Below are 14,637 nucleotides of genomic sequence, written 5' to 3'. Positions count from 1 at the left end.
GTACCATGCAAAAACCAGCAGGGCCCATCTATATCAAACAAACGGTTAGCGTTTATGGTCCTTCGCTGCCACCTCAACCGACGTTCCTTCCTGCCCCTCCTCTTCCAGACGGAATCATGCCAACACTTCTACATATTCCGAAACTGAACCTGCAAGCTCGTGTAGAACCTGTCGGCGTTTTACCGAATGGGCAAATGGATGTCCCAAAGGCTTTTGATCGCGTGGGTATTTTGTCTCCATGGACGAAGCCCGGAATGAAGGGGAATGCAGTGATCGCCGGTCATTTTGATCATTATACGGGTCCAGCTGTTTTTTACCATCTGAAAAAACTAAAGCCCGGTGACAAAATTACCGTGCGTGAAGCAAAAGGAAAAACGCTTACCTTCCAAGTTCGCAGAGTAGAAAGCTTCCAGACGGCCGAAGCTCCCATCGATCAGATTTTTGGGAATGCAGAGCGCTCCCATCTGAATTTGATTACCTGCTCCGGAAAATTTAACAAGAAAACACAGGAGCACGCTCGCAGGCTCGTCGTCTTTTCCGAACTTGTTCAAGATACAAAGCTCCAAGATGAAAAACCCAGTGTTCGCAAATGAATGCGGCGACTGGGTTTTCTTGTTTGCCTTTAAATTTTTCCACCCTGCTCGAGAAGGCATTGCACAAACGCTTCAGCCGGGCGTGACAAAGGTTTGTCCTTCCGATACGCCACAACGAGTGTGCGCGAAGGTTTTGTTTTTATCCGCACATAAGTTGGGGGTTCGATCGTTCCGGGTGCGAGTGTAATCATCTTCGGTGCAAACGACAACCCCATGCCTGCTGCAACAAGTGACTGAGCCGTCTGGATGTTCGAGCTCTCAAACACGATTCGCGGTCGGAATCCCGCCTGCTCACAGAGCCGAAGTGAAATCGTGCGGAAGCCTTGTCCTTCTTTTAACAGGATAAAAGGTTGATCGGCTACCTCCGCGAGATCGACTTCTTTTCGTTTCGCGAGCGGATGATTGGCTGGTACCGCCAAAAAGATTTCTTCGTTGATCGCAGGAATGATTTCCAGAGACGGATCACTGATAGGCATGGTTAATAGGCTGACATCAATTTTCCCCCGTACAAGCAGCTGCTCCAAATGACTCGACGTTTCCTCCATCAATTGCAGCTCGACGCCGGGAAATTGTTTTGTAAACGTAGGCAACACCCTTGGCAGCACGTATGCCCCTGTGATCGGCAAGCTTCCTACAAGCAATTTGCCGCTTTCTCCTACCGCATAAGCTCTCATTTCCCGCTCTAGTCCCTCTGACATGTCGACAAGCGTTTGCGCCACCTGTATAAAGCGCTGGCCTGCATCAGTCAGTTCTACGTGCTGCGGCAAGCGATGGAACAAGCTGACACCGAGTATTTTCTCCAGCTTCGCAATTTGTTGACTCAACGACGGTTGGGCCAAATGTAATCGATTGGCTGCCCGGGAGAAACTGCGTTCTTCCGCAACAGCGAGTACATAACGAATTTGTCGTAACTCCATATAGACCTCCCGATAGGCAAAAACTATCCTTCTTATAATTATTATATCTTTGAACTATTCTCTTTGCCATGTTACAACCTTGTTAAGAGTTTTTGAACGAAGGAGGAAAACATGATGACAGCCCGTACGATGTTTGAAAAGATTTGGGACAATCACGCTATTCACGAAGAGGCAGGAAAGCCGAGCCTTTTGTATATCGACTTGCACCTGGTTCACGAGGTGACTTCACCGCAAGCTTTTGAAGGACTTCGCTTGGCTGGCCGCAAAGTACGCCGTCCAGAGCTTACCTTCGCAACGATGGACCATAACGTACCGACTGCTGACCGTTTTAATGTCAAAGACCCGATTTCTCGTCAACAAATGGAAACCTTGACGGCGAACTGTGAGGAGTTCGGGATCACACTCGCGGATTTGAACAGCCCGGATCAAGGGATCGTCCACGTCATTGGCCCTGAGCTCGGCCTCACACATCCAGGCAAAACAATCGTCTGCGGTGACAGCCACACCTCCACTCACGGAGCATTCGGTGCCCTTGCCTTCGGTATTGGTACCAGTGAAGTGGAGCATGTACTCGCGACACAATGCTTGCAGCAATCCAAACCAAAAACAATGGAAGTACGCGTAAACGGCGACCTCCCATTCGGTGTCAGTGCAAAAGATTTAATTTTGGCGATTATCGCAAAATACGGAACTGACTTTGCAACTGGCTACGTCGTAGAATACACAGGCGCTGCGATCCGTAACCTGACCATGGAAGAACGCATGACTGTATGCAATATGACGATTGAAGGTGGCGCTCGTGCCGGTTTAATTGCTCCTGACCAGACTACGTTTGACTACCTAAAAGGCAAGCGCTACGTTCCACAAGGGGAAGATTTCCTTACAGCTGTCGAGGCTTGGAAAAAGCTGTGCACGGACGAAGGTGCTGTGTTTGATGCCTGTGTAGAAATCGAGGCAGCCGAGATCGCTCCGCAAGTGACGTGGGGAACGAGCCCAGGTATGGGGACAAACATTACGAGCACCGTTCCAAGCCCTGAGTCATTCGAGACTGTCGCACAGCGCAAAGCGGCACAGGATGCTTTGGCGTACATGGACCTTGCACCTGGCACTCCGATGAGCGAAATCAAAATCGATCGTGTCTTTATCGGCTCCTGTACAAACGGTCGGATCGAGGACTTGCGCAAAGCAGCCGAAGTGGCAAAAGGACGCAAGGTCTCCCCTTCCGTACACGCGATGGTCGTTCCTGGATCACAGGCAGTTAAGCAGCTCGCTGAGCAAGAAGGCTTGCACCTCATATTCCAAGAAGCTGGCTTTGATTGGCGCGAATCTGGTTGCTCCATGTGTCTGGCGATGAATCCGGATATCCTGTCCGAGGGTGAGCGTTGTGCTTCTACCTCTAACCGGAACTTCGAAGGACGTCAAGGACGCGGCGGACGGACACATCTGGTCAGCCCGGAAATGGCAGCAGCAGCAGCAATCGCAGGTCACTTCGTCGATGTTCGTGAATGGAAAAGCGAGAACGCTAGCAAGGAGGTCTTCCAATGAATCCATTTGTCATCCACACCGGAGTGGTAGCCCCACTCGATCGTGTAAACGTAGATACGGACGCCATTATCCCTAAGCAGTTCTTGAAGCGCATTGAGCGCAGCGGTTTTGGTCAATTCCTTTTCTACGAATGGCGCTTTACTGTCGATGGTGCGCCAATCGATTCGTTCATTCTGAATACGCCTGCGTACAAGGAGTCTACTGTCCTTCTTGCCCGAAACAATTTTGGCTGCGGCTCCTCTCGTGAGCATGCGCCATGGGCACTCCTTGATTATGGTTTCCGCTGTGTGATTGCTCCATCCTTTGCGGACATTTTTTACAATAACTGCTTCAAAAACGGCATCCTGCCAATCAAGTTGAGCGAAGAGCAAGTCGATGAGCTGTTCAACCGTGCCGAAAGCAAGCCGAACTATCAGCTGACCATCGATTTGCAAGAACAAGTCGTTCGTGACAATGAAGGCCTCTCCTACCCTTTCGAGGTAGACTCCTATCGTCGTTACTGCCTCCTGAATGGTCTCGATGATATTGGAATTACGTTGCAGTACGAAGATAAGATCGCTGCATACGAGGCAAGTCGTTAAGTTTCCATCCATCGCATTGCGAATAGAAAAAGCGAAGGCATCCACGAATGTGTGCCTTCGCTTTTATCATGTTTTCTAAAGGAGAATATACATGTGGCTTTCATCAAAGTATTGATCGCCATTTTTCAATGCGCGCTTTTCTAAACCATATGGAAGAAAGCCCATTTTCTCATAGAGACGAATGGCAGCCGGATTGGTCGTGACGACAGCGAGCTGTACCGTATCGATATCTCCCCGCTCCTTCAAGTAGGCTAGCTCTGCCTGCATAAGAGCTTGTGCGACACCAGTTCCGCGATACGCTTCACGAACGTACATGGAGACGATTGAAGCTTTGTGTCTCGCTTTCAGCCCTCTGTGGCGGAAAAAACCGATGATACCCGCCAGCTCTCCCCCCACAAATGCACCAAAATAGCCGCTCTCACCTGACTCCCCTTGAGAAAGTCTTTGCCGCCACTCTTCCATCGATACCTGCATTGCCTCTTCATAGGTAGAGCCGAATGCGTCTGGGTCTGTTTGCAGCCCTTCCAGTCTAATCTTTACCAACTCATCTGCATCGTCTGGTCCCAAAAATCTAACTTCCATGCTAGGCTGCACCTCTCCTATTTTGATTTCCACTTATCTTAGTCAAGAGTTGCTCGAAAGTAAAGAACTATCTAAAAAAAGCGCCGGGAGCATCTCCCTAGCGCTTGAACCTCATCCTATGCAGTTCCCGTCTGGTTTGGATTGCTTTGCCCAAACAGCTCTAGTGCTTGCTCCCGCAGCTTGAACTTTTGTATTTTACCGGAAGCGGTCATCGGGTATTCGTCTACAAACTGTATGTAGCGAGGAATTTTGTAATGAGCGATCTTCCCTTCGCAATAGTCCCGCACCTCATCCTCCGACAACGTTTCATGAGGCTTTACCCGAATGCACGCCAACACCTGCTCGCCGTATTTGGCATCAGGTACCCCTACGATCTGGACGTCCAACACTTTTGGATGCGTATAGAGGAATTCTTCTACCTCACGGGGATAAATATTTTCTCCTCCGCGAATGATCATGTCTTTGAGCCTGCCGGTAATCCGATAGTAGCCTTCCTCATCTACGGTAGCCAAGTCTCCGGTATGTAGCCAGCCTTCGTGATCGATTGCCTTGACTGTCTCTTCTGGCATATTGTAATAGCCCTTCATGACCAAATATCCACGCGTGCACAGCTCACCTTGTACACCTGGCGGCAAAATGTCACCTGTCGCGGGATCGATGATTTTTGCTTCCACCTCTGCGTGCAGACGACCGACAGTCGATACTTTTCGCTCGAGAGAGTCCTCTGGGACGGTTTGTGTGATGACAGGAGAAGCTTCGGTTTGTCCGTACGCTATCGTAATGTCACGGATTCCCATTTGATCGACGACCTTCTTCATGACCTCAATCGGACATAAAGAGCCAGCCATGATGCCTGTTCGCAGGGAGCTCAGGTCACGCTCAGCAAACGTCGGGTGGTTCAATTCGGCAATAAACATCGTGGGTACACCGTATAATGCTGTGCAGCGCTCAGCCTCCACAACCGCAAGTACCACACCAGGATCAAAGGCGATGACAGGAACCATCGTCGCACCTGTCGCCACACATGCTAAGGTCCCCATCACACAGCCAAAGCAGTGGAAAAACGGAACCGGTATGCACACCTTATCTGCTAACCCGAGCCGCTGACATTCCGCTACCTTGATGGCATTGTTGACGATATTGACATGCGACAGCATGACTCCCTTTGGAAAGCCAGTCGTCCCGGATGTGTACTGCATATTGATGACATCATCTGGTGAGAGCGTCGCCTGGCGCGCCATCCGCTCTTCTTCCGTGACCCATGCAGCACGTTCGAGCAAATCACTCCACAAAAACATTCCGGGTTGTTGCTCATCCCCTAGATAGATCACATTTTTTAAATGCGGAAGCCTTTTGGATTGAAGCGCTCCAGGTTCACAGGTCTGCAATTCCGGGCAAATCTCTTGAATCATGGCGAGATAATTCGCATCGCGATAGGAATCCATTAAGAGAAGCGTCGTCGACTCTGATTGACGCAGCAAATATTCCAGTTCATGTACCCGGTAGCTCGTATTGACCGTTACCAGTACGCCGCCCATTTTCGCTGTGGCAAATTGTGATATCACCCATTCAGGCACATTGGTTGCCCAAATCGCGATATTTTCCCCTTTTTGAATCCCAAGAGACATAAATCCTCGCGCTGCTTGATTGCATATCGCTTGAAATTCTCCAAACGTATAGCGAAGCCCTCGTTCGTGATAAACCAGCGCTTCCTTTTCCTGATACTTACTGGCTGTGTCGTCTAACATGTTGCCGATTGTGGTCATATGAATCATACAAGCACCCCCAAAACATTCAGACTATTCTGTAGGATTCTTCTTTTCCGCCACAATCCCTTCTTTTTCCATTACGGTCCTTCTTTTCCTTCCTCCCAAAAAGAAAAGCGTCCCTTTTCTGGAACGCGATCTGCTTTACTTCACAACGATCTTTTTCGTAGTCTCTATCTTGTATGGCAGATGGTTGCTGTAGTTGAGCTCTACGCGAATTTCATGCTCTCCCTTTGGCAACTTTTTCAGCAAAAACTCTGGTTGATAAATCATCCCTTTTGGTTCGCCGTTCAGGTATAGATGTGCGTGTCCCTCTCCAAAGACTGGGGCCTCGGCTAATTCGCCATTATCCTGGACGAACGTGAAGTTCTGTGTTAGCAAGGATACCTCTGCCGTTGTCCCATCCACCTTGACCTCCATATTCACCGCCGGCTTTTCTGCCCCTGCTGGCTGGTTCATGGGAGCGCTCGCTGTAACAGCGGCAGCTGGATCCGATGGTCGATAAGAGTCCGAGACGCTCAGAGGGTCTTTGACCAGAAGTACGATGCCCGCCACCAGTACTACAAGGAAAACGATTCCGCCCAAAATGAGATTGCGCATACTGATAATAAAGACCTTCATGTCTCTACTCTCCCTTTCGCAAGTGCTTGTCACTTATTTGTACATGCATATGCGAGAATGAAGAGAGTTAGAAGCAAAAACTTTTCTAGTAGTTATCGGTAGTTAATAAATTGTACTTCCAAAGGCAGATCAGCCTTGCGAATCGCATTGATAATTTGCTGTAACTCATCTTTGCTTTTTCCCGTCACGCGAATTTGATCGTCTTGAATCTGTGTTTTCACTTTGAGTCCTGTATCTTTGATGATGCTGTTGATCTTTTTCGCATTGTCTTTGTCGATCCCCTGCACCAGCTTGACACGCTGACGGACAGAACCACCCGCTGCCGGTTCTATTTTGCCGTAGTCGAGGTTTTTGATCGGGACATCCCGTTTGACGAGCTTCCCAAGCAAAATGTCCTTTACCTGACTGAGCTTGAAGTCGTCATCGGAGACGAGGACAAGCTCTTCCTTTTCCAAGGAGATGCTGCTCTTGCTCCCTTTGAAGTCAAAGCGATTTTCTATTTCTTTTAATGCGGTCTGAATCGCATTGTTCACTTCGGCCAACTCTACCTTGGACACAATATCAAATGAGCTCTCTTTACTCAAAGGAATTCCCCTCTCTTTTATTAGATCGCGCGGATCAAGCCACCGTCGACGAGGAAGGATTGACCTGTCACGTAGCTGTTTGCAGGCGAAGCCAAGAACGTTACCATACGAGCAAACTCGTCAGGCTGACCGTATCTGCCCAATGGAATTTGCTTCTCCCAATTTTCCCTAACTTCATCAGCACTGATGCTCTTCGCCTCTGCGGTAAGCCCATCCAATTGTGCCACCCGATCCGTCGCAATTCTGCCAGGCCCAATGGTGTTAATCAGAATCCCATCTGGTCCGAGTTCTGACGAAAGCGTCTTGGAAAGGCCCAATACCCCTGTACGAAACGTATTGGACAGAATCAAATTCTCAATCGGCTGTTTAAAGGACGAGGAGGCGAAGTTGATGATTCTGCCAAACTGATTCGCTCGCATATGCGGCAAAACAGCACGAATGGCTCGTACATAGCTGAGCAAATTTAGCTGGAAGGCTTGCATCCACTGCTCGTCGGTGAGCTGATCGAATCTGCCTGTTGCAGGCCCACCTGAATTGTTAATTAGTATATCGACGCTGCCAAAATGCTTGACCGTTTCTTCGACAACTCGCTTGATATCTTCTTCCTTCGTCACATCCACTGTTACGGCAAGAGGTGATTTTCCAGTAGCCTGTTCGATCTCTGCACGAACGATTTCCAGAGCAGCTTCATCTCTACCGCATATTGTGACATTCGCTCCTTCTTGGGCGAGGCACAGCGCTGTTGCCTTCCCCAATCCTTTTGACGAGGCGAGTACCAGAGCCGTTTTTCCTTGCAAAAATAGATCCATATGCATGCTCCTTTCATGGTTCACTCATGTATGTATCTTGATCTCTTTATTCTACAGAACTTTCAGATGAAGGAAAAGCAAAAGAGAAGGGGTACAGCGTATGCTCCCCTTCTCTTGCGAATCACTATACCTCTGTCGGAGGTACGTTCTTGTCTTTGTTTTGTTTTGCCTCTCGTTTTGCTTCGCGCTTCGCTTGACGAGCTGCTTTTCTTGCCAGTCTTTTTGCCTTCGCCCCCTCAAACAGGGAGTACAGGACAGGAACGAGCACCAGTGTTACGACCGTGTGAAAAATCAAGCCGGAGATAACGGCTGTTGCAAGTGGCGCTTCCAAATCTGAACCTTCTGCCATGGCAAGACCCATCGGCAGCATCCCGAGAATCGCCGTCAGCTTCGTCATGATCACGGGACGAATACGTTCCTTCGTTCCTTGGATAATCGCTTCTGCGGTTTCCATTCCACGTTTGCGCAGCAGGTTGATCCTGTCGATCAAGAGGATCGCGTTGGAAACGACGATACCGACAAGCATGATAATCCCAATCATCGCCATTTCACCGAATGTCCGCTGTGTAAGGACGAAGCCAAGCACAACACCGACCAAGGCCATTGGAATGGTCAGCATGATGATAAACGGCTGAGACATCCGCCCGAACTGGGCAACCATGATGACGTAAATCAAAGCCAGAACTCCTAAGAATACGAAGATCCCTTGGCTTATGTTCGTGCTTTGCTCTTTCAACTTACCGGCGATTTCCACTTTATAACCTGCTGGTACAGGCACGTTTGGCAATTTCTCATTAATCTCACGGCCTACTGCCCCTAATTCACTTCCCAGCATCTCGGCAGAAACCGTCACGATGCGTTCGCCTTCTTTACGCTCAATCGTAATCGGCGACTTACTGTACTCCATAACCACCAGATCTGCCAAAGGCACTGCTGCCCCGTCTTTCGAAGTCACCATAATCGTTTTGAGTTGATCCGGGTGCTTCAGCCAGTTGTCTGGCATCTTGGCAACGACGTCTACTTCGATTCCATCTTGCGTGATGGACGTAATTTGTTGGCTACCGATTAACACGCTCAGTTGTTGCAAAAGTGAACGGTGATCTACATTCAATCTGGTAAGCGCTTCTTGTTTTGGCAGCAACGTAACTTTTTCTTTTCCTTCTTTAAAATCGTTGCGAATGTTGGTGAGCCCGTTGATCGTGCCCAGCATCACTTCCAGATCGGTTGCGACCTTCCGCATGACTTCCATGTCATCCCCGTAAACATCCAGTTGGATCGGGCCGCTTCCGCCTTGTTGTCCGAATGACATGGAGACGGAGTCGATTCCTGGGGTCGCATTCAGGCGCTTGTTAATATCCTCGTTCAAAGCATCCTTATCACGTGTTCTGTCCCCCTTCGGAATTAAGGAAATGAACAATGTTGCTTCTTCCTTAGAAGTAAAGAAGAATACATCCTTTATCTCCGGGATCTCCCGCAGCGATGTTTCCGCGGTGACGGCTGCTTTTTGAGCTGTTTCCAACTTTGAACCGATTGGCATCTTCATATTGACAAAAATAATATTTTCGTTGGCGTTAATTCCTTGACCCATTTTCATAAAAGGTGTGAGGAAAGCGGAACCAACCAGCAATGCAACTGCAAGTAAAACCGTTTTTACCCGATGTCTAATCGCTACTTGTAAAATACCGCTGAATACGCGAATGATAAAGTGTTCCTTGCCTTCTCCTTCTAACGAAACATGCTTATCCTTCTGCAAGAAGCGATTGGAAAACACGGGAACGAAGAAATAAGCAGCGATCGTCGATGAAATAATGGCAGCGGATACCGTAAAGGCAATTGTGGCCAAAACCGGTTTCAGCCAATCTTCAAAATCCGCAAAGACAAGTGGCAAAAAGACGATGATGATCGTGAGCTGCGAGGTGAACACAGGTGTCAAAACTTCTCTTGTACCTTTCATAATAGCCTGCTTCAGCTCTTCGCCCTTTTCCCGGTAGTGATAGATACTTTCCAAAACGACGATAGCGGCATCGACGATCAAGCCAACTGACAAGCTCAGCGACAGCAAGCTGATCATATCAATGTTGTAGCCTGCGAGTTTCATCGCGATGAACGTCATGAACGCAGAGAGCGGCAGCGTCGTAGCGATGACGAGTGTGACCCTCCAGTTGCGAAGGAAGACGAACAAGATGATGATCGCAAGCGCCCCACCAATCATGACATCCCGGCTGAGGTTGCTCACCGCATGCTCGACAAAGGAAGCTCCTTCGAACATAACTTTGATGTTGTATTTGCCGTTTGCTTCTGTGTTTATTTTGCGAACGACTTCTTCTACACTCTTTTGTGTCGTGATCAAGTCATAGCCGTCTGCCCGCGTCACGCTGAGTTGAATAAACACGGAACCGTTTGTCAGGGCGACGTAGTCTTTCACTTTTCCACGCAAATCTTCAATTTGTGCCAATTGGTTCAGAGAAACGGTTCCTTTCGGTGTATCAATTGGCAGTGCCTCTATTTCCTGCGGGGTCTGATAAGTATTGTCAATCATGACAACTGTATCAAAGCCCGTGTTTTCCAGTGTACCAATCCCTTGCTTCCAGTTTGTATCCTGAAGCTGTGAAATGATAGCCGCTGGCGTTGTTTGATAGGCATTCAATCGCTGTGGCAAAAAGGATATGGTAATTTTATTCTCAAAGCTCTTCTCATCTACAATTACTTCCTTGACGCCCTCGACTTCTTCAATGCGGTCCTTGATTGACGTTTTTGCCAAATTCAGCATGGTCTTCGGCTCTGCTCCCACGATGGCAAAATCAATCATTTGATCGCTACCCATATTGCTCTGAAAGATATCTACTGTGTTAACGGCTTTCGGAAAACCATTTCGGAGACGGTTAACGGCATTTTGTACATCTTGCTTAACCTGCTCGCCTTTTCCTTCATTTGCAGAAATATTGATTCTAACGTGACCTGCACTTGTTGAAGAAGAGTATTTTTTAATATCATTAATCGACTTTAGTTCTTGCTCTACTTTCTTCGTTACTTTTTCTTCCATCTCTTCTGGTGGAAGTGCACCACCGGAAATTCTTACGTTAATATCAGGGAAATTCGTCTTTGGAACCAATTCGACATTAAAACTGAATAAGGAACCCAAACCTGCAATGACGAGCAAAAATGTAAACAAGTAGACGATTAGCTGTCTTTTCAGCAAAAAGAGAATCACTTTGTTCATGCAACTATTCTCCCTTCGCCTCTACTTTTTGCCCTTCGACGTAGAATGTAATTCCACTGCGCAGGAGTTGGTCGCCTTCTTTCACTCCAGATACGATTTCGATGGAGTCTCCGACCAATTGACCGGTCTTCACTGGTTTTTTTACTGTCAGTCCATTCTCTACTGCCATCACGTAATGGTCGGTTTGACTCACGCCGACACTTTCCAGCGGCACGAGGAAGCCATTCACTTGGCGCTGCACCTCAATTGTTGCGGCCATTCCTCCACGCCAGTAACCATCTGCATTCGGAATCGTGATCTCGACGCGGTACTTCCCTGTATCCTTGTTCACAACTGGAGAGATAAATGCAATAGTTCCTTCACTTTTCTTACCATCGTCTGTCAAAGCCTGCACCTTCGTTTTCTCACGGAATTGGCCGATCAATTCATTGGAGACATCCAAGGTTACCTTTACGTCGGACAGGTCAACAATACGAATAATTTCTTGACCTGGAGAAGCTTGCTCTCCGATTTGCAGCTTTACATCCACGACTGTTCCCGCAAATGGCGCCTGAATTTTCGCATCATCCAAGCTCTTCTTCGCGCGGTCTACACCGCCAGCAGCAGCTTTAATCGATGCATTGGCGACCATGACATCTTCTGGCTCCGCTCCTTTTTGCAGCTCATTCAGAGACAATTGAGCGTCACGCAGGGTAATCTCTGCTTGCGTAACGGCCCGTTTACTCGCGTTTATTTCGTTTTGCGAAATGGCTCCGCCAGCAAACAGCTTTTCACTTGTTGCGAGGTCCTGCTTTGCTTTATCCAGACTGTCTTGCGCACTTTTTACCTGCAAGCGCTTCTGCTCAAGTGCTTCTGCTGTCGCGCCCTTTAACGTCTTGATTTTCCGCGCTGCTGCTTCCTCTACCTGCCCCTGTGCTGCTGCAATTTCTTTTTGGGTGTAACGTGTATCCAATGTGGCCAACAGCTGTCCTTGGGCGATTTTTGCTCCTTTGGTCGCGGAGATCGCTGAGATCGTTCCGCCTGTACCAAATGACAGTACCGCGTCCCGCTTGGCTTCCACCATCCCTGTGACTGCAAGCATTACTGGCTTTGTTGCCTTTTGAACCTTTACAACTTCTACTACCTTCGCCTTTGCCTCTGTCTGCTGCGGTGCCTCTGGTGCTGGTGCTGAACAACCAGCAGCGACCAACATGACCGAAGCCAGAATAATGGATGCCCGTTTTTTCACTAGAATTCCTCCAAATTTTCACAATCATTCCTCATGGCGTAATTGTGCCAGTTTTTACCTCTGCTGCAAAACAGTCAGCGGGTGGAAATTTATCTCCGTCCCAAGACGGATAGCAATACCGAACAGCGCATAAATAGATACGCAACAAAACTAGGAAAGTTACCTTTTATTGGGGCTACTGAGGAAAAATTTACAAAAAAAGCAGCCAAGTCATAGACTTGAACTGCCTTTTGGATTTGATCCCTATTATTGTTCGACTAGCTGTTCCAGTTCTTCGAGCAATTCCTTGAAGACACTCAATGCTTCCGCAATCGGCGTTGGCGACGTCATGTCTACGCCTGCGCCCTTGAGCAGATTGAGCGGATAATCTGAACTGCCGCCCTTGAGGAACTGCAAGTAACGATCCACGGCTGGCTGACCTTCCTCCAAAATCTGCTTGGAAAGAGACGTCGCGGCCGAGAAGCCAGTCGCGTACTTATATACATAGAATCCGCGATAAAAATGAGGTATCCGCGCCCATTCCAGATCAACTTCGCTGTCTATGACCATATCTGGACCATGATAGGCAACATTGAGCTCACGGTAAATCGTACTGAGAGATTCGGCCGTCAGCGGCTCTCCCTGCTCTTCTTTTGCATGCACCATTTTCTCAAACTCGGCAAACATGGTTTGACGGAATACCGTTCCACGGAACTGCTCCAGATAATGATTAATCAAGTACATCCGCTGTTTCTTGTCTGTCGTCGTCTCGAGCAAATGATTCATCAGAAGTGCTTCGTTCAATGTGGAAGCTACTTCTGCTACGAAAATCTTGTAATCGGCATACGTGTAAGGCTGTGCGTGATTGGAATAGTAGCTATGCAAAGCATGCCCCATCTCGTGCGCCAGCGTAAACATGTTGTTGACGTTGTCCTGATAGTTCATGAGGACAAACGGATGTGATGTATAGGCGCCCCATGAGTAGGCTCCGCTTGTCTTTCCTTCGTTTTCATGCACATCGATCCAACCGTTGGAAAAGCCCTCATCCAAAATGCGACCGTACTCCTCACCTAGCGGATGAAGTGCTTCTTTAATCGTTGAGACAGCCTGATCATACGGAATTTTCATGTCCGTCTCAGGTACAATCGGCACATACAAATCGTACATGTGCAATTCATCTACGCCCAATAATTTTTTGCGCAAAGCAATGTAGCGGTGCATGAGCGGAAGATGCTCGTGGATCGTTGCAATCAGGTTATCGTACACAGGGAGCTCCACATTATCGGCAAACAAGGCTGCGTACAGGGCAGACGGATACTTTCTCGTACGTGCGTAGAAAACATCCCCTTTGATGGCAGATGTCAGCGAGGCTGCGATCGTATTGCGGAACTTGCCATACGTACTGTACAATGCCTCGAATGCTTCTTTGCGCACGCGTCGGTCCTTGCTTTCCATGAACTGCGTATAGCGTCCCTTGGTCAGCTCGACTTCCTCGCCGTTTTCATCCGTGATCATCGGAAATTTCATGTCAGCGTTGTTGAGCATCCCAAAAATTTTGGAAGGAGAGGACGCAAGCTCACTCATGTTTGCCAGTAATGCTTCTTCCTCGGCGGATAGCGTATGTGGCTTAAAGCGAGTAATCTCATCCAACAAAATGCGATAGTGCTCAAGACCCTCTACTTCTTTGATCCACGTCTGCAAGTCTTCCGTCGGAATCGCCAAAATTTCCGGCTGTATGTACGAAATGGAGCCGTATACTTGCGTGCTCAGGCTAGTCGCTCTGTCAGTCAACCCTTGATACTTGCTATTCGCATTGTCTTCGTCTCGACGCATACGTGCATAGACGTACACTTGGTCAAGCGTCTTCAACAATTCATCTTGCAGAGTCAACACGGCCAGCAGCTGTTTACCGGAAGTAGCCAGAGAGCCTTTCATTGCTGCGATTTTTTCTGTGAGCTGTTTTACTTTTTGAACGTCCGCTTCCCAATCATTATCCGTGGGATACATGTCCTCAAGACGCCATTTGTATTCAGCGGGGACGTCACTGCGTTTCGGCAGTGTTTTGCTTTTATTCACCGTGATCACTCCCTCGTTATTCATGTAAGATGAAATGGTCAAATCATCCATATGTGTATCCTATCGTATTATGCCAACAGGTTCAAATCAATCAGACGCTTTCATGTTTTCCATAGAAAAAAGCCGAGCTTTCCCG

At 48.3% G+C, this 14,637-nt stretch carries 12 protein-coding genes; 3 read left to right on the top strand and 9 right to left on the bottom strand.

Annotated features, from left to right (window positions below):
- The first annotated feature begins 5 nt into the window (after positions 1-5).
- Positions 6-593: a class F sortase gene (locus HPY31_RS02345; RefSeq protein ID WP_253901644.1), complete on the top strand. Its 588-nt coding sequence runs from the start codon at positions 6-8 to the stop codon at positions 591-593.
- Positions 594-622: 29 nt separating this feature from the next.
- Here the strand turns inward: HPY31_RS02345 and HPY31_RS02340 are convergent, their stop codons facing one another.
- Positions 623-1,510: a LysR family transcriptional regulator gene (locus tag HPY31_RS02340; RefSeq protein ID WP_172138079.1), complete on the bottom strand. Its 888-nt coding sequence runs from the start codon at positions 1,508-1,510 to the stop codon at positions 623-625.
- A 114-nt stretch (positions 1,511-1,624) separates the two neighbouring features.
- Between HPY31_RS02340 and leuC the strand changes: the two genes are divergently transcribed.
- Positions 1,625-3,055, top strand: coding sequence for a 3-isopropylmalate dehydratase large subunit (gene leuC / locus HPY31_RS02335; RefSeq protein WP_172138904.1), 1,431 nt, complete (start codon positions 1,625-1,627; stop codon positions 3,053-3,055).
- Positions 3,052-3,636 (top strand): 3-isopropylmalate dehydratase small subunit, encoded by a 585-nt coding sequence (gene leuD / locus HPY31_RS02330; protein ID WP_064200017.1) that lies wholly within the window; start codon positions 3,052-3,054, stop codon positions 3,634-3,636. Before leuC ends, leuD begins: the two co-directional genes overlap by 4 nt.
- A 75-nt stretch (positions 3,637-3,711) precedes the next feature.
- On the opposite strand, the gene HPY31_RS02325 is transcribed toward leuD, so the two are convergent.
- From HPY31_RS02325 to pepF, 8 genes are all read right to left on the bottom strand, one after another.
- Positions 3,712-4,218, bottom strand: coding sequence for a GNAT family N-acetyltransferase (locus tag HPY31_RS02325; RefSeq protein WP_172138077.1), 507 nt, complete (start codon positions 4,216-4,218; stop codon positions 3,712-3,714).
- 116 nt (positions 4,219-4,334) lie between these two features.
- Positions 4,335-5,993: an AMP-binding protein gene (locus tag HPY31_RS02320; RefSeq protein WP_172138075.1), complete on the bottom strand. Its 1,659-nt coding sequence runs from the start codon at positions 5,991-5,993 to the stop codon at positions 4,335-4,337.
- 135 nt (positions 5,994-6,128) lie between these two features.
- The gene (locus tag HPY31_RS02315; RefSeq protein WP_012686211.1) at positions 6,129-6,605 is read right to left on the bottom strand and encodes a hypothetical protein; all 477 of its coding nucleotides are present in this window, start codon (positions 6,603-6,605) and stop codon (positions 6,129-6,131) included.
- 92 nt (positions 6,606-6,697) lie between these two features.
- Positions 6,698-7,189: a YajQ family cyclic di-GMP-binding protein gene (locus HPY31_RS02310; protein WP_172138073.1), complete on the bottom strand. Its 492-nt coding sequence runs from the start codon at positions 7,187-7,189 to the stop codon at positions 6,698-6,700.
- Positions 7,190-7,209: 20 nt separating this feature from the next.
- Positions 7,210-7,998 (bottom strand): SDR family oxidoreductase, encoded by a 789-nt coding sequence (locus HPY31_RS02305; RefSeq protein ID WP_172138071.1) that lies wholly within the window; start codon positions 7,996-7,998, stop codon positions 7,210-7,212.
- A gap of 124 nt (positions 7,999-8,122) precedes the next feature.
- Complete coding sequence (locus HPY31_RS02300) at positions 8,123-11,218, bottom strand: efflux RND transporter permease subunit (protein WP_172138069.1); 3,096 nt, start codon at positions 11,216-11,218, stop codon at positions 8,123-8,125.
- Between the two features lie 4 nt (positions 11,219-11,222).
- The gene (locus HPY31_RS02295) at positions 11,223-12,446 is read right to left on the bottom strand and encodes an efflux RND transporter periplasmic adaptor subunit (protein ID WP_172138067.1); all 1,224 of its coding nucleotides are present in this window, start codon (positions 12,444-12,446) and stop codon (positions 11,223-11,225) included.
- A gap of 246 nt (positions 12,447-12,692) precedes the next feature.
- The gene (pepF, locus tag HPY31_RS02290; RefSeq protein WP_172138065.1) at positions 12,693-14,552 is read right to left on the bottom strand and encodes an oligoendopeptidase F; all 1,860 of its coding nucleotides are present in this window, start codon (positions 14,550-14,552) and stop codon (positions 12,693-12,695) included.
- Positions 14,553-14,637 lie beyond the last annotated feature (85 nt).

The sequence above is a fragment of the Brevibacillus sp. HB1.3 genome, assembly GCF_013186635.1.
In the GTDB taxonomy this organism is placed as follows: Bacteria; Bacillota; Bacilli; order Brevibacillales; family Brevibacillaceae; genus Brevibacillus; species Brevibacillus brevis_D.
The sequence above is the reverse complement of the archived record's forward strand: the minus strand, read 5'-3'. Positions and strand labels throughout refer to the sequence as shown.